The following is a 23,057-nucleotide window of genomic DNA, read 5'->3' as shown; positions in this document are numbered from 1 at the left end:
TTTTTGTTATACTCCGGTTTTCATCAAACCGGCTGGAAACTGACAGGAGATACAGTGAGTTCCGCGCAATCGCAGAATCGCGTGCTGTCCGGCATGCGCCCCACGGGAAAGCTGCACCTCGGGCACTATCATGGCGTACTCAAGAACTGGATCAAACTGCAGCACGAATATGAGTGCTTCTTTTTTGTGGCCGACTGGCACGCCCTGACGACCCATTACGAAGATCCCCGCGGCATTGAAGACGCGGTCTGGGATATGGTCATCGACTGGCTGGCGGCGGGCGTCGATCCCGGCAGTGCCACGCTTTTCGTGCAGTCCCGTGTGCCCGAGCATGCCGAACTTCACCTGTTGCTCTCCATGATCACCCCGCTGGGCTGGCTTGAGCGGGTGCCCACCTACAAGGATCAGCAGGAAAAACTGAAGGAAAAGGATCTGGCCACTTACGGTTTTCTCGGCTATCCACTGCTTCAGGCTGCCGATATCCTGATCTACAAGGCCGGTCGGGTGCCGGTCGGTGCGGATCAGGTGTCGCATATTGAAATGACGCGTGAGCTGGCCCGGCGGTTCAATTACCTCTATGGCCGCGAGCCGGATTTCGAGGAACTGGCACAGGCAGCCCTGCGCAAGATGGGCAAGAAAGCCGCCAGGCTCTACACCTCCCTGCGCAAGCGCTATGTGGAGCAGGGCGATGAATCAGCGCTGGAAACTGCGCGCGCACTGCTGGCAGAGCAGCAGAACCTGTCGCTTGGCGACCGTGAACGCCTTTTTGGATATCTTGAGGGCAGTGGTCGTGTGATCCTTCCGGAGCCTCAGGCGCTTCTGACTCCGCAGGCCAAGATGCCCGGCCTGGATGGCCAGAAGATGTCCAAGTCGTACAACAACACCATTGGCTTGCGAGAGTCTCCGGACAGTGTGGCCGAGAAAATCCGCACCATGCAGACCGACCCGCAGCGTGTCCGGCGCACGGATCCCGGTGATCCCGAGAAGTGCCCGGTCTGGAAGCTGCACGAGGTCTATTCCGATGACGAGACCCGTGAGTGGGTGCAGCAGGGCTGCCGCTCTGCCGGCATTGGTTGCATCGAGTGCAAGAAGCCTCTGGCGGATGCCATCATCGAGGAGCAGCGCCCGATCTGCGAGCGCGCGCGACACTTCGAGGAGAATCCGGATATCGTGCGCAGCATTCTCGTGGAGGGCTCCGAAAAGGCGAGGGATGTGGCCGGCGATACCCTGGATGAAGTGCGTCAGGCCATGGGGCTGGCCTACTCACGGTAATGCCCGCCATGGCATCCGACACCCCGGCAGGTGAGGTCATCGCACGGGTCGGTGAAGAGCCGATCCGTGAGCTGCCACAGGATCTGTACATTCCCCCGGATGCCCTGGAAGTCTTTCTCACCACCTTTGAGGGGCCGCTGGATCTGCTCCTCTATCTGATCCGCAAGCAAAACATGGATATTCTGGCTGTGGATGTTTCCGCCGTGACCGAGCAGTACATGGAGTACATCCGGGTGATGGAAGCCATGCGCTTCGAGCTGGCGGCCGAGTATCTGGTCATGGCCGCCACGCTGGCGGAAATCAAGAGCCGCTTTCTGCTGCCGCGCAGGCAGGAGGCGGAAGAGGAAGAGGACGATCCGCGGGCGGAGCTGCTGCGTCGCCTGCTGGAATATGAACGTTACAAGCAGGCCGCCGAGGACCTGGACGCATTGCCGAGGCTGGAGCGGGATGTGTTTGCCGCTCAGGTTGCCCGGCCTAAGGTGAAGCGGGAGGCGCCACGCCCGCAGGTCTCTCTCGGAGAACTGCTCGATGCCATGCGGGATGTGCTCAGGCGTGCCAGTCTTCGGGGGCACCACCATGTGGAGCGGGAGAAACTGTCCACACGGGAGCGCATGAGTCAGATTCTGGAGCGCCTGAATCACGAACAGTTTGTCCCCTTTGTGGCCCTGTTCCGGCCCGAGGAGGGGCGGCTTGGCGTCGTGGTCACCTTTCTGGCGCTGCTGGAGCTGGTCAAGGAAAGCGTGGTTGAACTGATCCAGAACGAACCGTTTTCACCCATTCATGTCCGGGCACGGGCAAGCCGGGAAGAGGAAGTCGACGATGCAGCCGCCACCACTTGAGCAGATTGTCGAGGCGCTGATCTTTGCAGCGGATGCGCCTTTGCCGCTGGATGCGTTGCAGGACGCGGTGAATGCCAGGATGCCGGTCACCCGGAAGGAAGTCAAAGAGGCCGTCGAGGCCCTGCAACAGCGTTATGCAGAGGGCAGCGCGCTGGAGCTGGTTCAGGTGGCCTCAGGCTTCCGGTTTCAGGTTCGGGCGGAATTCTCCGACTGGGTGCAGCAACTGGAACAGGAAAAGGTGCCGCGCTACAGCCGGGCATTCATGGAAACCCTGGCCATCATTGCCTATCGACAGCCGGTGACGCGTGGCGAGATCGAGGATATCCGCGGGGTCAGCGTCAGCAGTCAGATCATGCGCACGTTGCTGGATCATGGCTGGATACGCGTCGTGGGCCACAAGGATGTTCCCGGCCGGCCGGCCATTTATGCCACCACACGACATTTTCTGGACTATTTTAATCTCACGGGGCTGGATGATCTTCCGCCGCTTGCCGAACTGCGCGACCCGGAACATCTGGCGCAGGAACTCTTTGGTGAGAAGGGCGACGACATGCCGGCTCCGGATACGGAAACACAAGAGGCAACATGACTGACTTAACGGATGGCAGCACCGAAAAGCTGCAGAAAGTGCTTTCCCGGATCGGGGTCTGTTCCCGCCGGGAGGCAGAACGCTGGATCGGGGAAGGGCGTGTCACGGTGAACGGCCAGGTGGCCACGCTGGGGCAGCGCGTTTCGTCATCGGACCGCATCATGGTGGATGGCAAGCCCGTTCGGGACAAGGAAGATGCCCCAGTGTATGCACTGGTGTACAACAAGCCGGAAGGTGAAGTCACCACACGCAATGATCCGGAAGGGCGGCCAACGGTCTTTGACCGGCTGCCCAAACCGCCGGTGGGCCGCTGGATCTCGGTCGGGCGTCTGGACATCAACTCCACGGGATTGCTTATCTTCACCACCGACGGCGAGCTCGCCAACCGGCTCATGCACCCCTCGACGGGTATCGACCGGGAGTATGCCGTCCGGATCCTCGGTGTGGCCGATGAAGATGCGCTCAATCGCATGAAGGAAGGCGTCCTGCTCGAGGATGGCATCGCCCGCTTCTCGGATATTTCGGATGGCGGCGGCAGTGGTGCCAACCACTGGTATCACGTCACCATCAAGGAAGGCAAGAACCGGGAAGTCCGGCGGATCTTCGAATCCCAGGGGTTCGTGGTGAACCGGCTCAAGCGGGTGCGCTACGGCTTCATCTTCCTGCCTTCACGCATCCGCATGGGGCAATGGGAATGGATGAGCCAGGCGGATCTCAACGTGCTGTATGACATGGCCGGCCTGCCCGCACGCAAGACCCGGCAACCGGATACTCACGAACGCAAGCGGCAGACCCGCAAGTCACCCCGGCCGGCGCGACCGGCAGGACACCGGCGTTCCCGTCAGAGCTGATCGGCAGCCCGGGGCTGTGCGGCGGCCATGACACGATTGCGGCCGCTGCGCTTGGCTTCATACAGGGCGTCATCGGCACGCCTGATCAGCGTGTCGCGCGTGTCGCCGGCCTGCAGGTGAGTGATGCCCGCACTGATGCTGGTGCGGATATCCTCTTTCCCCTTCAGGAAGGTGTAGTTGGCGACGGCTGTACGGATCCGTTCGGCGACCAGCCGTGCCTGAGGCAGGTTGGTCTTGCCCAGCAAGACCACGAATTCTTCACCGCCAAAGCGGAACAACTGGTCGGTCTGGCGCAGGTTGTCACGCACCAGCTCGCTCATTTCCCGCAGCACTTCGTCGCCCGCCGCGTGTCCGTAGGTATCGTTGATGCGCTTGAACCAGTCCACGTCGAACATGATCAGTGACAGTTCAGTGCGATGGCGCCGGGCCAGGGCCACTTCGCGATGCAGATTGTAGTCGAAGGCGCGCTTATTGCCGGCACCGGTCAGGGCATCCGTCATGGCAGCATTGACGGCATCCTGATACAGCAGCGTATTGCGCAGCGGGTAAACCAGGGTGCCGAGCAGGGACTCAATAAGGTGCAGCTCGCTCTCGTCAAAGCGCGTCTGCCGGTAGAGTACCATTTCGCCCAGATACTGATCATCCAGCGTCAGGTTGTAGCGGGCGTTGTGGGAGGCCCGCTGGGGGTGTGTCGTGCGAACGGTCAGATCCCGGTAGAGGTAGCAGTAGCTGTCATGGGGTACCAGTTGCTGAAGCTGCTCCGAGAACAGGGCCACAAGCTCTTCCAGGACCAGCGTGCGCTGCAGTTTTTGCAGCAGATCCAGCTGGACACGTTCCAGTGTGGTGAGCGGAGCGATGGTGCTCTGTGCGCCCTTCAGATTGAGCGCGACAACATTCTGACTCACTGTATGGGTTTCGCGTTGACCTTGTGTCATGATCCTGACTCCGAACCGGGTTTCTGTCAGGTAATTAGCGAAGCCTGTGCCAAATTCCAATAAGACATTAAAAACAAATAGATAGGTTTTGAATTCCGGCAGCTTTCTGCCTCTGTTTCTGGAGGATGACGGAAGTTTGACGGTGATCCCCGGGGCGTGCCATCCTGTTTGACCGTTCCGGGGGCAGGAAAGAAGCCGCCCCGTTGCGACAGGCGCGTGAGTTCCCGTGAGGGTGTGCTAGAATGCCGCACAATGTGCGCAGGAGGATGGGAGAGCGATGCAGTTTCAGGCACCTGAGAGTCTGGCCGAGCAGATCGCGCAGCATGTCGGGCGTCAGATCATCAACGGTCAGCTCAGGCCGGGCGAGCGAATACAGGAAATGCGTGTGGCCAATGAGCTTCAGGTCAGCCGCGGTTCGGTGCGTGAAGCCCTGCTGATATTGGAGCGCCGCTATCTGGTGGACATCTTTCCGCGCCGGGGGCAGCCGTGTCAAAACTGACACGAGAGCACGTTGCCGCCCTCTACGACCTGTATGAAGTCCTGCTCAAGCTCCTGGTCAACCGGTTCATGGCGGTCTGGGATGAAACGGATATCGTTGCCCTGGTCAACCAGTTGCAGCGGCTCAACAAGCTGATCCTGGCGGAAGAGCGTGATCTCTTTGCCATCATCGAGGCCGGGTTCGAGATGATGCGGCTGTGTCATGAGCGGGTGGCCAATCCCTACCTGCAGGATACTTTGGACAACCTGCGGCCGGCGATCAGCCGGACCTACTACCTGGCCGTCACCCGGCGCCCGGACGAGCTGTTCCGTTCCATGAAATTTTTCAACAGCCTGGTGAAAGTCGTTCAGGAGAAGGACCTGCAGGCTGCCGATAAACTCATCACGGCATTTGCCGCAGATCAGCGCGCCCTCATCCTGTCCGTTGTGGATACACTGGCAGAGCACGGCGGCGTGAATGCCGGGCAGGCCACGGGAGCGGGTTGACAGCGATGCGGCTCAAGGCCATCAAGCTCGCCGGATTCAAATCGTTCGTGGACCCCACGACCGTGAGCTTCCCCACCAACATGTCAGCCATCGTGGGGCCCAACGGCTGCGGCAAATCCAACATCATTGATGCCGTGCGCTGGGTCATGGGGAGTCTTCGGCCCGCAACCTGCGCGGCGAATCCATGACGGACGTGATTTTCAACGGCTCAACCGCACGCAAGCCGGTGGGGCAGGCCAGTATCGAACTGGTGTTCGACAACAGCGAAGGCAAGCTCCGGGGCGAATATGCGGCCTACACGGAAGTCTCCATCAAGCGCCGCGTGACCCGGGACGGCCAGTCACAGTACTTCATCAACGGCAGCAAGTGCCGCCGCAAGGATGTCACCGATCTGTTCCTGGGCACCGGTCTGGGGCCGCGCAGTTATGCCATCATCGAACAGGGCATGATATCCAGGCTCATCGAATCCCGGCCTGAAGATCTGCGCATCTTTCTGGAAGAAGCCGCTGGCATTTCACGCTACAAGGAACGCCGCAAGGAAACCGAATCGCGCATCCGCCGCACCCAGGAAAACCTCGAGCGCCTGAAGGATGTGCGCGAGGAGCTGGGGCGGCAGCTTGAAAAGCTCCAGCGTCAGGCCCGGGATGCGGAGCGTTACAAGGCCCTGAAGGCGGATGAGCGCCTGCTGGGGGCCAAGCTTGCTGCCCTGCGCTGGCAGTCCCTGGACGAGCAGACTCGTGCGGCAGAGGCCGCCGTGGCAGAGGTGGAACATCGGCTTGAAGATGAACTCAACGTCAGGCTGACCTTGGACGGACAGCGGGAAGCCGCACTCCAGGCCCAGGATGACCAGTCCCGTGCACTGGATGCCGCTCAGGCCCGTTTCTACGACACCAGCAGCCGTCTGGCACGTATCGAGCAGCAAATTCAGAACACGGCGGAGCGTCTGGCCCAGCTGGATCAGGATGAACAGGCACTTCAGTCGCAGATGGCCCAGCTCAACGAGGAACTGACCCGGGAACGGGAAGCGCTGGCGCTGGTCGAGGAAGAGCTTGAGCTGATCGTGCCGGAGCTCGAGGAACTGCGCTTTGCCGAGGAAGAACACGCCCTTGCGCTGGAAGACGCCGAGCAGGCCATGCAGGACTGGCAGGAGCGCTGGGATGCGTTCAATGCGGAAACGGCGGATCTGCGTAATGCCGCCGAGCGTGCTCAGGCCAACGTGCAGCGCATCGAGCAGCGGATTCAGGATCTGGTCGAGCGCAGGCGTCGCCTGCAGGACAGCCTCTCCTCACTGGATACGGAATCGGTAGAGCAGGATATCCGGGCGCACCGGGCGGAACTGGAAGAGGCAAGTGCCTCGCTGGCGGAGTGGCAGGCAAGGCGGGAGTCCCAGGCTGCGGAGCTGCAGGAAACGGAAAGGCAGTGGCAGGATCATCTCGACATGCAGTCACAGGCAGAGCGGCAACTTGCCGGGCTGGCCGGGCAGCGGGCCTCTCTGGAAACGTTGATTGCGCAGAGCGCCTCTGCCGCAAAGGTTGAGACCTGGGCGCGCAGCGCTGGTGTTGAGCTCACGCCCCTGGCGGAGCAGGTTCGGGTCAACCCGGGCTGGGAGGTGGCGCTCGAGGCGGTTCTGGACAGCCGCTTGCGTGAAGCCTGGATAACGGGTGACGCCCTGCCGGGCGATTTGCCCGGACAACCGGTCTGGTTCACCACCACCGCACCGGTCACGGACGCGGAGGGGGGCACCTGGCCGGAAGATGCGCTGATCCGGCAGGTGACCGCGCCACGGGCTGTGGCGGACTGGCTTCGCGGGGCGCGTTGCGCCGCTTCTCTGGATGAGGCGCTGGCGCGCCGTCATGAACTGGCGCCCGGCACTTGGTGGGTCACACCGCAGGGCCATCAGGTGGGTCGCGACTGGTTGTCGACGCCTGCCGGTGATGCAGAGGATAGCCTGCTGCTGCGCAGGCAGGCGCTTGAGCAGGTGCTGCAGCGCCAGGCCGAACTGGAAGCCCGTCTTCAGGCACTGGTCAGCGCCCGTGAGGAAACCGATGGACGGCGTCAGGCACTGCGGGAAGCGCTCCGGGAAGCGGAGCAGACGCTGCGCATCTGGCAGGACAAGGTAGTGAGCCTGACCGCCCGGGTGGAGTCCCTCGAACAGAAACGGGATGACCTTCGCGCCCGGGCAGAGCAGGTCGCGCAGGAGCTGGAGGAGACCGGCTGCCTGGAAGAAGACCTGCGCATGGAGCTGGAAACGGCCCGGGAAGCCTGGGACGAGGCCGTGAGCAGGCTTGAGCAGGAGGCCGATCGCCGGGAAACCCTGCTCACGGCCCGGGATGACCTCAGAATTCGTCTGGATACGGTCCGGGCAGCTCACCGCCACGCACGTGAGCGCGTGCACCAGCTTCAGCTCCAGCACACGACACTGAAATCGCGTCAGGAAGCGCTCCGGGCGGCCGTCGAAAAGACCCGGCAGGGCCTTTCCCGAACCCGGGCGCAGACGGACATGCTCAGAGAGCAGCGGGAAGCGCTGTCTTCCCCGGATGATGCGCTGAAGGCGGAGCTGGATCAGCTGCTTGCCCTGCGCATTCGTCAGGAGGAAGCACTGGAAGCGGCCCGCAGACAGATGGAAGACGTTCAGCACCGACTCCGGGAACTGGAACAGGAACGCTTCGGGAACGAGCAGCGCATCCAGACCTTGCGCAACCAGCTTGAGGAGCGCCGCCTGGCCCTGCAGGCCCTGACACTGCAGCGCAATGCACAGCGTGAACAGCTCGCAAAGGATGGCTATGACCTCCACGCTGTGCTGGGCATGCTGACGGAAGCGGACCGGGAAGACAATCTTGAATCCGAGCTGGCCCAGATTGCCAGCCGGGTTTCACGGCTCGGGTCCATCAACCTGGCCGCCATTGAGGAATATGAACAGCAGCTGGAACGCAAGCAGTATCTCGACGAGCAGGCAGCCGATCTGGAAGAAGCCCTCGCCACCCTGGAAGAAGCCATCCGCAAGATCGACCGGGAAACCCGGGCCCGCTTCAAGGAGACCTTTGATACTGTCAATGCCGGTCTGCAACGGCTCTTTCCCAAGGTCTTCGGCGGCGGCAGCGCCTATCTGGAACTGACCGGTGATGACCTGCTCGAGACCGGGGTCGCCATCATGGCCCGGCCTCCCGGCAAGAAGAACAGCACCATCCATCTGCTTTCGGGCGGTGAAAAGGCGCTCACGGCCATCGCGCTGGTCTTTGCCATCTTCCAGCTCAATCCGGCACCGTTCTGCATGCTGGACGAGGTGGACGCACCGCTGGATGACGCCAACGTGGGACGCTATGCCGCCATGGTCAAGGAAATGTCGGAACACGTGCAGTTCATCTACATCACGCACAACAAGCTGGCCATGGAAGCCGCGGACCAGCTGATGGGCGTGACCATGCACGAACCGGGCGTTTCCAGACTGGTCGCGGTAGATGTGGACGAAGCCGTGGCACTGGCTGCGTGTTAGCAACAAATAGAACTGTCCGGTTTTGTAGCACATAAACTGTCCGCTTTGGGTCCACTGATGATCAGACTTGGCAGCGGACGTTGGCCGGTGCCTGATCAATAGGTTCGAGGGGGTCGAAGGGCAGGCCTTCTGGGGTGTAACTGGCCAGTCTTCTGGGGCCGTGGAAGATCGCCAGGGAGCGATCAGGATAACGGTGTACCCGAACCTTGGCCTTGACGTAATGGCGCCGATAGCGGTCGGCAGGGATCTGCAGCTTGAGTCCCTCGAACGAGACGCAGTTGTCCTTGTTCACGGTGCGTTCGTACTGCTCACACAGGATGTCGTCCAGTCCAGGGCCGATGAAAGGCACGAAGGCGCTGCCCTCGACGGCGGGTTTGACGCAGAACTCCCGGTTGAAGGCCGGCAGGTAGTGCTCCCGAAGGTAGCGGTTGGCCGCCGCCATGGTGGTAATGCCCTGGGCTGCAAGTTCCTTGGGCAGGCGTCCCTGATGGGTGGCGAACTGGCGCTCACAGCGGCCCCGGGCCTCGGGGGAATAGGCGGGGATCATCTCGACCCCGAGCTGGGCCATGGCCCTGCCGAACTGGGTGAGGTTGGACTTGTCGACCTTGCCGCCGGCCTTGGGGGTGTGCCAGTAGTGACTGCCCCGGTCGGTATAGAGGCTCGAGGGAAGGCCGTGATCGGTGATGACCTCTCGCATGGCCTGGAAGCTCGAAGCCGTGCCTTCCTCCTCGACGAAGAACATGGAGTAGTGCTCAGAGGTGGCGTCATCGAAGGTGATGATCAGATCCCAGTGGTGGCCGGGAACCCATTCGTGGGTGGAGCCATCCTGGTGGAGCATCATGCCGACCATGGGCGCCCGCTCGCGGCGTCGACGATGCTTACCCCGAGCCGGTGCCTTCTTGACCAGGCCTGCCTTCTGCAAGGTGTTCCGTACCCAGGTATAGCTGCGTGTGCCGCCGTGACGGTCGCGGTAGAAGCTGTAGAAGTGTTTGATGTTCCAGCCGTCGTAGCGCTCCTTGTAGAGCGCCTCGAGGCGTAGAACCTCATCCACCGGGGCCTTGCGGTGGGAAACCTGACTCAGGCGCTTGTCGATCAGGCCGTCGAGGCCCTCCTCCTCGTAGCGGTCGATATAGCGCCGGAAGGTCCGCTCACAGACCCCCAGCAGCCGCGCCGCCTCTTCCTGGGTCAGCCGTTTCTCGGTCCATCCCGTATAGGCTTCTTCGAATCGCATTTTCCGGATCTCCTGTAGCAGTTCTGTCCGTCTCATGGCTCACCTCCTTGGTGATCATGAAACCGGACAAATCACGTGCTACAAGTCCGGACAGTTTATTTGCTCCCAACACCGTGGCACTGGCTGCGTTGTAAAGACCGCCACTTTTGAATACTATCCCTGCACAAGAACACAACCTTCCGAAGAGGCAGCGCTGAATGGACAGCAGTTTGCGGGAATGGCTGGTGATCATCGGACTGATCATCATTGTCGCCGTGGCGATTGACGGCTGGCGCCGGGTGCGCCGTGCACGACTGGACTCCCGTGAGATCGCCGCGGGCATGGGGGGCGAAGTATCCGGTACCCCCCTGGATGAAGATTACAACCCAGAGCTGCCCAATGGGGGCTACCGGGTCATCCGGCCGCGATCGGAGAGCGAGGGGGAAGATCGCCTTGCACCGCTTGATGGGCAGAAACAGAGCGGGAGCAGTTCAGCAGATGCGGATGAACTGCCGGGTGTAATGACCGGCCTGCATGCAGAGCGTGGTGACTTCGAGATGTGTGAAGAGGCGGCCGGACTAAACGCCGAGGACATATCGACGGATACGGTGGCTCCGGGAAGCGTTCGGACGACCGTGGAAAATGAAGGCTCCGGGAACAGGGGTGTTGAGCCATCCCGTGAGCGGGTACACCACGATCCTGACAGCGGCCTGGCGCCGGTGGAGGCCGAGCAGTTCATCATGATTCATCTCGTCTCCCGGGAGCGGGAGGGCTTCCGTGGCACGGCGATTCAGAGCATTGCCGAAGCCTGTGGCATGACACTCAATCCCCAGGGCCTCTATGTCCGGCACGAACTGGATACGGGCGTGGGACCGGTACAGTTCAGCATGGCCAATGCCAGCGAAAGCGGCCGGTTTGACGAGCTGGATCTGGAGAGTACCCGCATCCGCGGACTGATCTTTTTTGTCGGGCTGCCGGGCCCCCAGGATCCCATGCGCGCCTTTGACTACATGCTGGAAATGGCCCGCTATCTGGCTGACAAGCTGGATGGGGAGCTCCGTGACGAGCATCAGAGCGTGATGACCCAGCAGACCGTGGACTATTGCCGTCAGCGGATCCAGGAATTTCTCCGTCGCGAAAAACTGGCCGGTCAGGGCAGGAAACGCTGAACATGGCGGACGACAAGGCCCGTATCGAAGCGCTGCGCGCTGAAATCAACGAGCACAACTACCGCTACTATGTGCTCGATGATCCGTCCATCCCGGATGCGGAATATGACCGGCTCATGGCCGAGCTGCGCGAGCTGGAGGCCCGGCATCCCGAGTGGGTGACACCCGATTCGCCGACGCAACGTGTCGGCGGGGCGCCGGCCGAGGGCTTCACGACGGTCACGCATCGTGTGCCCATGCTGTCGCTCGACAACGCGTTTTCCGAAGAGGACGTGCGTGCCTTCGAGCGCCGGATTCTGGAACGATTGGGTACGGAAGCCGAACTGGAGTACTGCTGCGAACCCAAGCTGGACGGGATGGCCGTCAGTCTCCTTTATGAAAACGGACGTCTGGTTCAGGCCGCGACACGTGGCGATGGCACCACGGGCGAAGATATCACGGCCAATGTCCGCACCATCCGTGCCGTGCCCCTGAAACTGCGAGGCCACACCCTCCCGGGGCTGCTTGAAGTGCGGGGCGAGATCATCATGCCCAGGGCCGCATTCGAGGCACTCAACGCCCGCGCCCGGGAGCGGGGCGAGAAAACCTTTGTCAACCCGCGCAACGCCGCGGCCGGCAGCCTGCGTCAGCTGGACCCCCGCGTGACAGCCAGCCGCCACCTGGACATGTACTGTTACGCCCTGGGCGAGGTTCAGGGCATGACCCTGCCGGACACCCATTATGACACCCTCATGGTGCTGCGGGAGATGGGCCTCCGGATCAATCCCCTGATCAGGACGGCCGTGGGTGTGGAAGGCTGTCTGGCCTACTACCGGCAAATGGCCGCGCGCCGGGACAACCTGCCCTACGACATTGACGGGGTGGTCTACAAGGTCAATCGTTTCGATCTGCAGCAACGCCTGGGCTTTGTCTCCAGAGCGCCGCGCTGGGCGATCGCCCACAAGTTTCCGGCACAGGAAGAGCTGACGGTGCTGGAAGGCGTCGATTTTCAGGTAGGGCGCACCGGCAAGATCACGCCGGTCGCCCGTCTGCGCCCGGTATTCGTGGGTGGGGTCACCGTTTCCAATGCCACCCTGCACAACATGGATGAGGTACGTCGTCTGGACGTCCACATTGGCGATACGGTGATCGTGCGTCGTGCCGGTGACGTGATTCCGCAGATCGTGGGGGTCGTGGCCGACCGCCGGCCCGCTGATGCCCGACCGGTGGAGATGCCTGACCACTGTCCCGAATGTGGTTCCGAGATCGTTCAGGCGGAGGGCGAGGCCGATGCGCGCTGCAGCGGCGGATTGTATTGCCCGGCACAGCGCAAGGAGGCCATCAAGCACTTCGCCTCCCGCAAGGCCATGGATATTGAAGGCCTCGGTGACAAGCTCATTGATACCCTGGTGGACAAGGGGCTGGTGGAAACAGTCGCCGATCTGTACAGCCTCCGCTATGAGCAGCTGGTGGCACTGGAGCGCATGGGGCCAAAGAGTGCTCAGAACATCCTCGACGCCATCGAACGCTCCAAACACACCACTCTGGAACGCTTTGTCTATGCGCTGGGCATCCGGGAAGTGGGAGAGGCCACGGCCCGTGCACTGGTGCGTCACTTCCGCACGCTGGAGGCCCTCGAGCAGGCGGACGAAAACGCACTGATGGCCGTGCCGGATGTGGGTCCGGTTGTCGCCAGTCATGTGGTGAGCTTTTTCCGACAGCCTCATAACCGGGAAATTCTCGAAAAACTGCTGGCGGCAGGCATCACCTGGCCACCGGTGGAAGACAGCGCCGGGGCGGGGCAATCCCCTTTTACCGGCAAGACAGTGGTGCTGACCGGTACACTCGGCCGACTGACCCGCGATGAGGCCAGAGCCCTGCTGCAGCAGGCCGGAGCCAAGGTTACCGGCAGCGTCTCGGCGAAAACGGATTTCGTGATCGCCGGTGAGAAGGCCGGTTCCAAGCTGACCAAAGCCGAAGCACTGGGGGTCCCGGTTCTGGATGAAGACGCGTTCATCCGCCTGTTGACCGAGGCCGGCTTTGCAATTCCCGGGGCCTGACGCTCAATCTGTGAAGTGGCCGCTATTTCTTTGGCGTCCTTCCGGTTACAAATAGTCACACGCCAAACCATCAAACAAGAAGGACGCATGGAATTGATGCTGAGTCGGATTTTGCGCATCGGGCTGTTTGCGCTGATGCCCGGTTTTCTGCTGACTGCCTGCAATGTGGAGGAAACCCCTGTCGAACCGCTGCGTGTACTGGGTGAGCCGCCCGGCACGGCGGTGATTGGTGCCGAGTATTTCTACGAATGGGCCGTGGACGGTGGCAAGGGCATACCGGACTTCACGCTGACCAACGCCCCGCGCTGGCTGTCCGTGGAGTGGGTGGAAAACAAGTTCCGCCGCGGCATCGTGATGCGGGGTATCCCGGGCATTACCGGCGGCCGGCATGGTACCGGCGATCTGACTCAGGACACGGATGACACCACCATTGTCCTCAGTGTTACCGATGGCGACCAGCTCGTCACCAAGTCCTTCTCCATCAGTGTGCCCAAGAATCTGATCAAGGGCGTATCGTCGGAAGTGGATGAAGACACGGACATGGAGCGGCCTGTCAGTGAGGACGGCAAACCCATTCCCGTCTGTGAATCGGATGACGCCGGAACCTGGAACAGTGAGCAGGGAGATCCCCCTGCAGTGCCTGACGGGATGACTCTGGCCTATGTGCTGGCCACGCTGGATGCCGCACCTGTGGAACCGGTGGTCTTCCACTTTCAGCCCGTGTCGGCCACCAGCAGCGGCGCGACACCGGGTGTGGATTATGTGGAGCGTGAAGGTTATCTGACGTTCAGGGCAGGTATGACGCGGTGCCTGATCGCGGCCTTTGTCAAAAAGGACACCGAGGCGGAACCCAATGAAATCTTCAGTTATGAGTTCGACCGTGTGGTTTCCGGGCTCGGTGATGTGACGGAGAAAGAGAATCAGGCTGTACCCAAGGTTTCGGTCACCATTCTGGATGACGAGCCGAGGGTGAACTTCGATCAGGCGGTAATTTCCTCGACTGAAGGCAAGACCGTTACCGTGACGGCGCGTCTGAACAAGGCACCGGAGGTTGCGGCCAGCGCCACGTTCACGGTGGTGGACGGGGAAACCACGGCGGATTCGAACGACTATGAGATCCTTGGGGCGTCCGGCAACACGGTCAATTTCAATCCGGGTGAAACCGAAAAGACCTTTACCATCGAGCTCAAGCTCACGGATGACAGCGACAAGGACGCGGACGAGAAGCTGACTCTGCGGTGGGATGCATGCAAGTCCAGTGAAGTCCGTACAGCCTGTGCGGGTGACACGATGCCCTCAATGACGCTCTGGATCAATGAGTGGTTAGCGCCTGTGTATGTCAATCTGCCCCCGGACAGCAGCATGGGCGAGCGCGGGGTGTTTGCCGATGCGGCCGTGGATGACTGGGGTCGGGTGTATGTGGCCTACAACTACACGCGCAGCAACGGGCACCAGGCAGGGGAGGTGCGGGTTTATGACCGCACGGGTGTCAATCTGCTCCAGACGATACCCTTTGCGAGCGGAGACGATCGCTTCGATGCCCGGATCGGAGCCATTCGCTTGCAGACCCAATCCGGGACGGGCAAACCGGCTCTGGTGCTCTATGTTGTCGGGTCGGCCAATGGCCGGTTTACCTCGGTCCCGTCCGGCAGTGCGCCGGCACTGGGCGGCTGGGATGCGGTCGCCGAACGTTGGGAGCGGGCAGACGTCAACGCGCCGCTGGTGGTCAACTGGCGGGTTCAGTACGGCTCCGATCAGGATGATTACGCCAACAGTCTGGCCATCACCACGGGCGGTGAACTCTATGTGGTCGGTGATACGGACGGTGCGGTGGAAAATGACAGCAACCTGGGCGGCCGCGACGGGTTTGTTCTCTTTCTGTCGGAAACCGGCCAGTTCCGTTATGCGATCAATACCGGAACCACCGGGGCAGACCATATCGCCTCGGCCCGGATCGGCAGCTCCAGTGCGGTGGACTTTGCCGGCTCTGCTGTGGGTGAATACGATGATCTGCCCCGGGGTGGGCGGGATGCCATCACCGGTTCGTATAACACGGAAGGCCGTGTGGTCAGAAAGGATCAGTTCGGCTCCCCGCTGACAGATGAAATTCTGGCGCTGGGCAAGCTGTCCACGGGCTATGTGTCTGCCGGCTACACCACAGGATCCCTGTTTGAGGGTAGACTGGGCTTCGGGGGCGAGGACATCATGCTCGCCTATCACAAGACGCTGTCCTTTCCCGACAAGAAAATTCAGCTTGGTACAGCCGCCAATGACCGCGCTCTGGCCTCGGCCGGCCGGGGTCTGTATGCCTTTGTGGGCGGGGAAACGGGCGGCAGTCTGGTTGCCGGGACTTCGGTTGTGGATGGCAAGGATGGCTGGTTTGCCCGCTACGAAGCCAAACCCGAGGACAAGGACCTGATTCAGACCTGGATTCGCCAGACCGCGCGACCGGGTGCGGATCGGATTGTCAGTCTGCTGCCGACTGCCCAGAACAAGGTTTTTGTGGTGGATGAAGTGGAAGGTGATGCCGGCAACTTGCTGATTATCTGGCCCATCACACCGGAAGGAGAGGACTTGGTGGTGCCCTGATCAGGCCCAGCCATCGACCTGATTGCGCAGAAACAGACGGCTGATATCCAGCGTCGTGATCATGCCGGACAGATGGCCCTCCCGGGTCATCACCGGCACGCCCCTCAGATCCCAGGCCACCATGCTGATCACCAGATCCGCAATGGTGGCTTCGGGTGTGGTGACCAGTAACGGATGCCGGGGCACCAGATGTGCCAGCGTTTCCGTTTCCCCTTTTTCAAGCCACCAGGTCAGGATTTCTTCCCGTGTGACCACGCCGGTCAGCTGTCGCCGGTCATTCACGCAGGGTAGATGATGGATCTTGTGCGCCACCATGAATTCATGAGCATCGGCCAGTGTCCAGTGGATGTCGCCCAACAGTATCGAAGGATTCATGGCATCCCTGACGCGGGGCCGCAGATCTTCCGTGACGGCCATCTCTTCGTTCGCCGGCGCCCGTCGCCAGCGGCTCAGCCAGCCCTTCGGACCGCGCTGCCGGACAATGACTTCCTCGGGCGCGTGGGCGACAACAGGCCGGATCTGGGTCAGTTCAGTGACCGGCTCTGCTGTTCTCGCCTCCGGATTCACCCGAATCGGGGTGACCGTGCTCTGACTGGGTTGAACAAAAAATACGCTCACGAGGTGGCTCCATGCCTTGGAAACGGGAAATGTCCACACGCCGGGTCAGAGACTGCGGCAGTGCGGGCACGCTCTCTGACAGGGTATCGGCCAGGTGGGCAGAAAGTAAAGGCGCAAGCAGAAAGCCCTTCGAGCCCAACCCGCTGAAAACATGCACCCCGGGCGCGAGCTGGCCGATGACCGGCATGTAATCGGGCGCGGCCGCCCTCACGGATACACGCGGCACCCATTCGGCACCCTCTGTCAACGCCCCGGACTCCGGGAACACTTCTGCCGCCTGCCGCAGGATCTGGAGGGTCTCTTCGTTGCTCGGTTCGCAGCAGTCATCGTTCGGCCGGAAGCTTGCGCCAAGCGTCACCTGACCGTGATCGGCGGGCATCATGTAGCCGTCGGCACAGATCACGGTACGAACCGGCCAGCCCGGAATTCTCGCGGAAATCACCTGTCCCCGTATGGGCTTCAGGACAGGGCGTGGCGCAGGGGGCAGCCAGAATCGGGTCTCTGCCCCGGCTGCCAGGACGACGGCATCGCAACCACATTCGTGCTCGTGACCTTCCGCGTCCCGCCAGTTCACGAGACCTGTGCAGAGGGTGGTAACCGTTGCACCGGTATGTATCCGTATGCGCGGATGGTCAAGTAAGCTGCGGACGATACGCGCCGGTCGCAGCCATCCGCCCCCGGGGAACCAGAGGCCCCCGGCCGGTACGGAGAGCCCTGTACGCACGGCACTCTCCTGTGGATCGGCTTGCCGGATCCAGGTGCCGTAGGTATTGCGTGACAGAAAACGCGCCTGTCGGCGGGCTTCATGCTCGCTGTAGGCCAGGGCCAGCAGGCCTGTCGGCTGCCAGTGTTCCGGCGTCTGTGAGGCATAGAAGCGGCGCGCGTAGCCATAAGCGGCGGCGTGCAGTGCCGTATGCGGCGAGTAATCCACGCCGGGCTTGAAGTAGAGGGCACCTTGCGGATTGCCGGAAGCACCGGAGGCCACAGCGGCACCCTTTTCCAGTATCATGACCTCAACGTCCATGCCGGCAAGCTGACGTGCGAGACAGGCTCCCGCAATTCCGGCACCGATGATGACCACCTGGCCGGGACGATGACGTGTATGGTGCCCCGGCAGGCGGGCCCGGGTCATGTCCCGCTTGTGCCCGAATCCCGGCGCCTTCTCCACCACAAAGCCCAGGGCGGCGAGTGTCCTGCGGATGCGACCGGCGGCCGTGAAGGTGGCCAGTGTGCCGCCCGGGGCGGTATGGTGGCGGATGCGTTCGAGGACGTCATCTGCCCACATGTCGGGGTTGCGGGCCGGAGAAAAACCGTCGAGAAACCAGGCATCTGCCCCGAACCGGACCTCGTCCAGCGCTTCCCGCACATCGCCAAAATACAGCGAAAGGGTGATTCGGCCGTCAGCCGTGCTGCGCCTGTGCAGGCCCTTCAAAGGTTCCGGACAGAGATCCAGCAACAGGTCGGTCAGGTGCCCCGGCACGCTCCTGTGAAGGGCTGCCCGGCGGATATCATCCGGGTGCAGGGGATGCTTCTCGATGCTGAAGATGTGCAGGCGGGCTGAAGCCGGCGCATGGGCCAGAAAAACATCAAGCAAGGCCAGGATGTTCAGGCCGGTCCCGAATCCGGTTTCTGCCACCACGAAGGTGGCACAGGAATCCAGCGCGGAAAACCGCTCTTCCAGTGCGTTGCCGCGGATGAAGACATGGCGGCTTTCTGCAAGGCCGTCCAGCCTGGAAAAGTAGACATCACCATATTCCGGAGACGACGGTGTGCCCGCCTCGTCCCAGACGGGTTCAGCCCAGGGCAGCCAGGGACCGTCAGTCATCTTTCAGGATCACCTGCTCGATGACAACCGGGTCCACAGGCAGGTTTCTGAACTGGCCCCAGGCACGTGTCGGCAGGTTGGCAATCCGGTCCACAACATCCATGCCGGCCACGACACGCCCGAAAACCGTATAGCCCGGGCGCTGCGGCTGACCGTCCAGATGCGGGTTATCCACCACATTGATGTAGAACTGGCTGGTGGCCGAGTCCGGATCCCGGGTGCGGGCCATGGCAACGGTGCCGCGGAGATTGCTCAGGCCATTGTCAGACTCGTTGGGAACAGGAGGATAGGTGGGTTTCTTGCGAATGCGCTGGTCGTAGCCACCGCCCTGAATCATGAAATCCCGGATGATACGGTGAAAGATGGTGCCGTCATAGAAGGATTCTCTGGCATAACGGACAAAGTTGCTCACGGTCTGCGGTGCCTTGTCGGGCAGCAACTTGATGGTGAAGATTCCCTGATTGGTGCGGAATTCGGCTTCCAGTGCCAGTGCGGGAATGGCCATCAGGCAGGTCAGCAGTGTGCCGACCAGCCAGCGGATCAAACGTGGCTTCATTTTGCCCCCTCCGGACAGTTTATTGGACGGAAAACGGGCCCTGACGTGAAGTGTCGTTATGCTTGTTGTCGGCAACGTAAGGACAGGCCCGATTTTTACCGGTCTGCTTGGCTTTGTAAAGAGCCTCGTCCGCTTCCCGGATCAGGGCTTCGTAATCGTCCTCGGGGCCGGGCGTGTGGGTGGTGTAACCGGCGCTGATGGTGACGATGCCGGCGGGGGATTTGGCATGCGGCAGCTCAAGGGCGGCGACCTGTCTGACGAGGCGATCGGCAATGTCGGCTGCGGCATGGCTGTCGGTATCCGGCAGGATCAGGGCAAACTCTTCACCCCCGAAACGGGCGGCCAGGTCACTGCCGCGGCGTGCAAAGTCGCTCAGACACTGGGCAATGGTCATGAGACAGGCATCCCCCGCCTGATGGCCATAGTGATCGTTGTAGGCCTTGAAGTTGTCCACATCGATCATGATGAGCGAGAACGGGGCGTGCTGTCGCTTGGCGCGCCGCCACTCCCGTTCCATGAACGTATTCAGTGCCCGCCGGTTGGCCAGCTGGGTTAGGGGATCCAGCAACGCCTGTTCCATCAGGTGCTCTTCTGCCTTGCGCAAAGCGGCCTGCTCGTGCATCAGCAGCAGTTGCTGGAGGAAATTGCGCCGGGTTTCGTACTCGTGCCGATAGCAAACCAGGAGGCTGATGATGACGACGAAACTGTCCACGAAGCTCAGTTCGATGAACTGCTCCGAAGGCAAATTCATGAAGCTGTGCATCACCAGAATCTGTGTCATCCACATGAGCAGGGCGAGCGGAAAGGCGTTATTGAAGGGGATTCTCAGGACGGCCAGTGCATAGAACAAGGACAGAATTGAGCCCGTCTGGTAATTGAAGTTCCCTGCCTTGGCGGCCAGCACGCCGACTGCCAGCACCGAGAGATGGATGATATAGGCGCCGATGCCCAGCATGGAGTGAAAGAACGGACGCAGCCGACGCATCCGGGAAAGCAGCGCAAAGCACACGACCACGCCGGCACCCAGAGCCCGGATCCAGAAAGTGGTGTGGACAAGCTCCGGTATGACCAGTTGATCCGCAATCAGAAAGGCGGCCAGCACCAGGGCACCCACAATGGTATAGATGCGGTTGATGGTATAGTTGCTTTGCCGGAAGTGCTCGCTGAAGCGTTGCTCAAGTTCGGGAATGAACTGAAGGCCCCGCATGCCGCGCGCGAGGGTATAGCGCAGGTACTGGACGCTGTCTTCCGAGAGCGTGGGACTGGTCGGATCGGAATGGCTGTCTGTCACGGTCGGATTCGCTCGGGCCTTTCACAAGAGTGTAGGCGAAACCCGGTACAATTGCAGTCGGGCCGGTGGTGTTACACTCTGACACAGAATGCCGTCGAATGTCATGAAATGCGGCACAAACGTGCGGTTTTACGCACAGAATCTACACTTTTTCACAAACTCTGCCTGTAAAATATCCGGGCCAGCGCCCATAGTAGTAACCGGAATACATGAAACAGAGGGCACGCTCATGGCTGGCAACAAAACCTATCTGGACAAATCCCGTCTTGGACGGCTGCTGGTCAACCGGGGCTACGTTACCGAGGCCCAGTTGGAAGAAGCCTTGCAGATCCAGCGCGACCAGGGGCTGCGCCTGGGCGAGGTGCTGGTCGGCCTGGGATATGTTACCGAAAAAGCCCTCCAGCGCACGCTCAAGCATCAATCCCGCTATCGTTATGCGGCGGCCTTCGTGGCCATGGTGGCGACACCGCTTCAGCCTCTCGTGGCATTCGGTGCGACCGCCACCCAGGCCGTACCGGTCAACCCTTCCGTTTCGCTCAAGCTTGGCAGCATGCGTGCACTGAGCGACGAAGACATGGCCGAAGTGAGCGGACAGGGCGGGGTGGCCGAAGCCTGGCAGAATCTGGGTGCTCAGATTTCCAGTGCGCAAAAGAGTGCCCTGGAAAAGCAGGCCAAGGGTGAAGAGCCGGAGGCGCTGGATGGTGTCAAGACGCTCACTGCCCTGGGCAAGTTGCTGTTCCCGGTGAGCCAGTTTCTGGAAGCGGATACTTCAATTGAGGGCGTGACATGGGATCCCGCCCGGGCAAAACCCCTGTTCAACGCTGATGGCAGCATGAACGTCAATTTGCCGACGCGAATCGAGAGTATGCACTTTGACAATATCCGGGTGGCCGGCAGCACAGGGCCGACCATGGGCAGCATCGCATTTGAGGGTATCCAGTTTCATGACAATGCGAGTATCGTGATTCGCGCGCACTAGCCGGAAATTCTCTTGTTGTTGTCGAGTGAGGTTGCCGCACATCCGTGCGGCTTTTTTTGTCTGTGCGCAGATAGGTAAGCCGGAGGCCCATGCCCTGAGCGGATCGTATCAGGCGATACCCAGGGCGTGGCCGGTACCGGGCACATGCTCGGTTTTTGCTTCCCGGCCATAGACAACCGGGCGATCCGGTTGCCCCTTGATGATGCGCAATACCCGATCCGTACGTTGGCGGGCGGCCACGATGATCCGTCCGTTCACTTCATTGAGATGCTTGCACTGTGCCAGACGCGCTTCCGATTCCAGCAGTTTGTCGTGGATGGAGGGGAAGCGGGAGGCCAGAATGGTACGCAGGCGCTCCGGTGACAAGCGCACCCTGGCCAGCCATTGGCTGCGCGCACGTGCACTGGCATCCAGCGACTGCATGAGGTCCAGTTTGGTCTGGGTCAGGGTCTGAAGGGTGTCCAGATCTCCCTGTTCCAGACAGGCCCGTTCGGCCTCCAGTGTCCGGAGCAGGGATGCGAGGAGAGAAAGGTCATTCTGAAGCTGAGCATGAAACTGTTTGAGGTCGGACATGATGCCTCCAGCGTGGTTCAGGACAAGTCTTGCTCCATACCAAGCAATTTCTCTGCCACACGCTGGTTGTCAATCGTATATGTCCCCTTCTCCAGGGCACTCCTGATGGCGCGCACCCGCTCACTGTTCACTTCCGGAACGTCCTTCAGCGTCTTTTCCGCCGCCTGCAGCGTACGCGCGGAAGGGCTGAGGGCGACCCTGTCCTGTGCGCTATTTTGCTCATCCGCAGCACGGCGATCACCGCCGTCAGGCGGCAGCGTCTCGGCCTTGCGAGCCTCGTCGGCGGCACGCCGGGAGACCTGTTGCGGCAAACCATTGCCGACACCCTTGATGTTCATGATCTGCTCCTGACCTCATTCAAATCAGCTTCTGGCACTATTATCGGCATCGCCCGACAAAACTTTAGAGAGAAATCGGGACTTTTTTGAGATGATCTACAGACGGATCCGAACCTTCTGCCGGCCCACGACTTCCGCCCGGACAACCCGACTGGACGTCAGATTTCTGACGGGAATCTGCTGGCCTTTCACGCCGTTGCTCAGCGCCTCTCCGACCATTTTAACAAAAAAACGGTCGTTGCCGGCCTCGATGACCACACGATCTCCCTTGCTGATCAGTAGTGGTGGTTGCAGGCCGGAAGGCGTGATGACGGTTCCGGCGCCGATCGTACGGCGAATCCGCATGTCCCGCCAGTCCTGGCTCTGTTCGACAAAGCCGCGCGACAGGCGAGTCAGATCACGGGCTTCCCAGCGGATATCGGATTCCGTCAGGGCCTGTCCGCGAAACAGTGGACGCGCACTGACCATGACCGGAGCCATGACCGAGACATCCACAGGTATGCGGACGGTCCAGCTGCCCGGACACCCGACGGCGAAAGTCTGCCGTTTCCGGTTGAGACTGAGCGTGCCCTCCACGGTGGGCAGACTGTCACAGGCGGGCAGGCTGAGGCGGCTGTCCATCTCCTGAATGTCAAAGGTCAGCTCCCGCTGACGTTCGGCGCCTTCCCGTTCAGCCTGACCGAGCAGCCAGGTCTCAAGTGCCTGGTAAGCCTGATCCATGCCCTCTGTCGCCGGCTGCGGCTCCCCGGTGTCCGCGGCATCCGGTGATTCCGGAGAAGCAGGCACGACGTCCGTTGCCGCCGATGCCCACAGGGATGCGGTTAAAAAAAGACTGACACAGACTAGGCGAACTTTCATCTTATGGCCTATCCTAAGAAAAATATTGGCGTCCGGATTTTGACAAAAC

At 61.3% G+C, this 23,057-nt stretch carries 19 protein-coding genes and 1 pseudogene; 11 read left to right on the top strand and 9 right to left on the bottom strand.

Annotated elements, in window-relative coordinates:
• Positions 1 to 54: 54 nt before the first annotated feature.
• Genes AAIA72_RS06995 through rluB form a run of 4 tightly spaced genes read left to right on the top strand, consistent with a single transcriptional unit; the run spans position 55 to position 3,551 of the window.
• Positions 55 to 1,272 (top strand): tryptophan--tRNA ligase, encoded by a 1,218-nt coding sequence (locus AAIA72_RS06995; RefSeq protein ID WP_369602686.1) that lies wholly within the window; start codon positions 55 to 57, stop codon positions 1,270 to 1,272.
• An 8-nt stretch (positions 1,273 to 1,280) separates the two neighbouring features.
• Complete coding sequence (locus AAIA72_RS06990; protein ID WP_369602685.1) at positions 1,281 to 2,111, top strand: ScpA family protein; 831 nt, start codon at positions 1,281 to 1,283, stop codon at positions 2,109 to 2,111.
• The gene (scpB, locus tag AAIA72_RS06985) at positions 2,092 to 2,700 is read left to right on the top strand and encodes an SMC-Scp complex subunit ScpB (protein ID WP_369602684.1); all 609 of its coding nucleotides are present in this window, start codon (positions 2,092 to 2,094) and stop codon (positions 2,698 to 2,700) included. The genes AAIA72_RS06990 and scpB overlap by 20 nt, the downstream gene beginning before the upstream one ends.
• The gene (gene rluB / locus AAIA72_RS06980) at positions 2,697 to 3,551 is read left to right on the top strand and encodes a 23S rRNA pseudouridine(2605) synthase RluB (protein ID WP_369602683.1); all 855 of its coding nucleotides are present in this window, start codon (positions 2,697 to 2,699) and stop codon (positions 3,549 to 3,551) included. The genes scpB and rluB overlap by 4 nt, the downstream gene beginning before the upstream one ends.
• On the opposite strand, the gene AAIA72_RS06975 is transcribed toward rluB, so the two are convergent.
• Positions 3,542 to 4,486 (bottom strand): GGDEF domain-containing protein, encoded by a 945-nt coding sequence (locus AAIA72_RS06975; RefSeq protein WP_369602682.1) that lies wholly within the window; start codon positions 4,484 to 4,486, stop codon positions 3,542 to 3,544. The genes rluB and AAIA72_RS06975 overlap by 10 nt on opposite strands.
• A 277-nt stretch (positions 4,487 to 4,763) precedes the next feature.
• Between AAIA72_RS06975 and AAIA72_RS06970 the strand changes: the two genes are divergently transcribed.
• From AAIA72_RS06970 to smc, 3 genes and pseudogenes are all read left to right on the top strand, one after another.
• Positions 4,764 to 4,985, top strand: a complete 222-nt coding sequence (locus tag AAIA72_RS06970; protein WP_369602681.1) for a GntR family transcriptional regulator — start codon at positions 4,764 to 4,766, stop codon at positions 4,983 to 4,985.
• Positions 4,973 to 5,470 (top strand): FCD domain-containing protein, encoded by a 498-nt coding sequence (locus tag AAIA72_RS06965; protein WP_369602680.1) that lies wholly within the window; start codon positions 4,973 to 4,975, stop codon positions 5,468 to 5,470. Before AAIA72_RS06970 ends, AAIA72_RS06965 begins: the two co-directional genes overlap by 13 nt.
• Before the next feature lie 65 nt (positions 5,471 to 5,535).
• A pseudogene (smc, locus tag AAIA72_RS06960) lies at positions 5,536 to 8,963 on the top strand (chromosome segregation protein SMC); the annotation flags it as partial.
• A gap of 61 nt (positions 8,964 to 9,024) precedes the next feature.
• Here smc and AAIA72_RS06955 read toward each other — a convergent pair.
• Positions 9,025 to 10,194, bottom strand: a complete 1,170-nt coding sequence (locus AAIA72_RS06955) for an ISNCY family transposase (protein WP_369600308.1) — start codon at positions 10,192 to 10,194, stop codon at positions 9,025 to 9,027.
• Positions 10,195 to 10,391: 197 nt separating this feature from the next.
• Here AAIA72_RS06955 and zipA point away from each other — a divergent pair, with 197 nt between their 5' ends.
• The 3 genes from zipA (at position 10,392) to AAIA72_RS06940 (ending at position 15,970) form a co-directional block, all read left to right on the top strand.
• Entirely contained in the window at positions 10,392 to 11,342 is a 951-nt protein-coding gene (gene zipA / locus AAIA72_RS06950) for a cell division protein ZipA (RefSeq protein WP_369602679.1), read from the top strand.
• Between the two features lie 2 nt (positions 11,343 to 11,344).
• Positions 11,345 to 13,381 (top strand): NAD-dependent DNA ligase LigA, encoded by a 2,037-nt coding sequence (gene ligA, locus AAIA72_RS06945; protein ID WP_369602678.1) that lies wholly within the window; start codon positions 11,345 to 11,347, stop codon positions 13,379 to 13,381.
• Between the two features lie 96 nt (positions 13,382 to 13,477).
• The gene (locus tag AAIA72_RS06940; protein ID WP_369602677.1) at positions 13,478 to 15,970 is read left to right on the top strand and encodes a Calx-beta domain-containing protein; all 2,493 of its coding nucleotides are present in this window, start codon (positions 13,478 to 13,480) and stop codon (positions 15,968 to 15,970) included.
• Here the strand turns inward: AAIA72_RS06940 and AAIA72_RS06935 are convergent, their stop codons facing one another.
• The 4 genes from AAIA72_RS06935 to AAIA72_RS06920 are packed head-to-tail and all read right to left on the bottom strand — an operon-like array spanning position 15,971 to position 20,260.
• On the bottom strand, positions 15,971 to 16,588 hold the full coding sequence (locus AAIA72_RS06935) for a CBS domain-containing protein (protein WP_369602676.1): 618 nt from the start codon (positions 16,586 to 16,588) through the stop codon (positions 15,971 to 15,973).
• Complete coding sequence (mnmC, locus tag AAIA72_RS06930; RefSeq protein WP_369602675.1) at positions 16,500 to 18,413, bottom strand: FAD-dependent 5-carboxymethylaminomethyl-2-thiouridine(34) oxidoreductase MnmC; 1,914 nt, start codon at positions 18,411 to 18,413, stop codon at positions 16,500 to 16,502. Before mnmC ends, AAIA72_RS06935 begins: the two co-directional genes overlap by 89 nt.
• The gene (locus tag AAIA72_RS06925; RefSeq protein ID WP_369602674.1) at positions 18,406 to 18,969 is read right to left on the bottom strand and encodes a peptidylprolyl isomerase; all 564 of its coding nucleotides are present in this window, start codon (positions 18,967 to 18,969) and stop codon (positions 18,406 to 18,408) included. Before AAIA72_RS06925 ends, mnmC begins: the two co-directional genes overlap by 8 nt.
• A 19-nt stretch (positions 18,970 to 18,988) precedes the next feature.
• Positions 18,989 to 20,260, bottom strand: a complete 1,272-nt coding sequence (locus tag AAIA72_RS06920; RefSeq protein ID WP_369602673.1) for a diguanylate cyclase — start codon at positions 20,258 to 20,260, stop codon at positions 18,989 to 18,991.
• A 229-nt stretch (positions 20,261 to 20,489) separates the two neighbouring features.
• On the opposite strand from AAIA72_RS06920, the gene AAIA72_RS06915 reads away from it, so the two are divergent.
• The gene (locus AAIA72_RS06915) at positions 20,490 to 21,239 is read left to right on the top strand and encodes a type II secretion protein ATPase (protein ID WP_369602672.1); all 750 of its coding nucleotides are present in this window, start codon (positions 20,490 to 20,492) and stop codon (positions 21,237 to 21,239) included.
• A gap of 108 nt (positions 21,240 to 21,347) precedes the next feature.
• Here the strand turns inward: AAIA72_RS06915 and AAIA72_RS06910 are convergent, their stop codons facing one another.
• The 3 genes from AAIA72_RS06910 to flgA all read right to left on the bottom strand — a co-directional run bounded on the left by AAIA72_RS06910 (position 21,348) and on the right by flgA (position 23,008).
• A complete protein-coding gene (locus AAIA72_RS06910; protein WP_369602671.1) occupies positions 21,348 to 21,812 on the bottom strand; it encodes a flagella synthesis protein FlgN in 465 nt (154 codons plus the stop codon).
• Between the two features lie 17 nt (positions 21,813 to 21,829).
• Positions 21,830 to 22,150 carry a flagellar biosynthesis anti-sigma factor FlgM gene (flgM, locus tag AAIA72_RS06905; protein ID WP_369602670.1) on the bottom strand — a complete coding sequence of 107 codons (321 nt, stop codon included), beginning with the start codon at positions 22,148 to 22,150 and terminating at the stop codon, positions 21,830 to 21,832.
• 96 nt (positions 22,151 to 22,246) lie between these two features.
• Positions 22,247 to 23,008: a flagellar basal body P-ring formation chaperone FlgA gene (gene flgA, locus AAIA72_RS06900; protein WP_369602669.1), complete on the bottom strand. Its 762-nt coding sequence runs from the start codon at positions 23,006 to 23,008 to the stop codon at positions 22,247 to 22,249.
• Positions 23,009 to 23,057 lie beyond the last annotated feature (49 nt).

It is taken from the genome of Thermohahella caldifontis, assembly GCF_041153465.1.
Classification (GTDB): Bacteria; Pseudomonadota; Gammaproteobacteria; order Pseudomonadales; family Oleiphilaceae; genus Thermohahella; species Thermohahella caldifontis.
The sequence above is the reverse complement of the archived record's forward strand: the minus strand, read 5'-3'. Positions and strand labels throughout refer to the sequence as shown.

What these genes read in the sequence shown, in the direction of transcription:
- AAIA72_RS06990 (WP_369602685.1), top strand. Translation starts at nt 1,281, where the DNA reads ATGGCATCCGACACCCCGGCAGGTGAGGTCATCGCACGGGTCGGTGAA.
- scpB (WP_369602684.1), top strand. Translation starts at nt 2,092, where the DNA reads ATGCAGCCGCCACCACTTGAGCAGATTGTCGAGGCGCTGATCTTTGCA.
- rluB (WP_369602683.1), top strand. Translation starts at nt 2,697, where the DNA reads ATGACTGACTTAACGGATGGCAGCACCGAAAAGCTGCAGAAAGTGCTT.
- AAIA72_RS06975 (WP_369602682.1), bottom strand. Translation starts at nt 4,486, where the DNA reads ATGACACAAGGTCAACGCGAAACCCATACAGTGAGTCAGAATGTTGTC.
- AAIA72_RS06970 (WP_369602681.1), top strand. Translation starts at nt 4,764, where the DNA reads ATGCAGTTTCAGGCACCTGAGAGTCTGGCCGAGCAGATCGCGCAGCAT.
- AAIA72_RS06955 (WP_369600308.1), bottom strand. Translation starts at nt 10,194, where the DNA reads ATGCGATTCGAAGAAGCCTATACGGGATGGACCGAGAAACGGCTGACC.
- zipA (WP_369602679.1), top strand. Translation starts at nt 10,392, where the DNA reads ATGGACAGCAGTTTGCGGGAATGGCTGGTGATCATCGGACTGATCATC.
- ligA (WP_369602678.1), top strand. Translation starts at nt 11,345, where the DNA reads ATGGCGGACGACAAGGCCCGTATCGAAGCGCTGCGCGCTGAAATCAAC.
- AAIA72_RS06940 (WP_369602677.1), top strand. Translation starts at nt 13,478, where the DNA reads ATGCTGAGTCGGATTTTGCGCATCGGGCTGTTTGCGCTGATGCCCGGT.
- mnmC (WP_369602675.1), bottom strand. Translation starts at nt 18,413, where the DNA reads ATGACTGACGGTCCCTGGCTGCCCTGGGCTGAACCCGTCTGGGACGAG.
- AAIA72_RS06925 (WP_369602674.1), bottom strand. Translation starts at nt 18,969, where the DNA reads ATGAAGCCACGTTTGATCCGCTGGCTGGTCGGCACACTGCTGACCTGC.
- AAIA72_RS06915 (WP_369602672.1), top strand. Translation starts at nt 20,490, where the DNA reads ATGGCTGGCAACAAAACCTATCTGGACAAATCCCGTCTTGGACGGCTG.
- AAIA72_RS06910 (WP_369602671.1), bottom strand. Translation starts at nt 21,812, where the DNA reads ATGTCCGACCTCAAACAGTTTCATGCTCAGCTTCAGAATGACCTTTCT.
- flgM (WP_369602670.1), bottom strand. Translation starts at nt 22,150, where the DNA reads ATGAACATCAAGGGTGTCGGCAATGGTTTGCCGCAACAGGTCTCCCGG.
- flgA (WP_369602669.1), bottom strand. Translation starts at nt 23,008, where the DNA reads ATGAAAGTTCGCCTAGTCTGTGTCAGTCTTTTTTTAACCGCATCCCTG.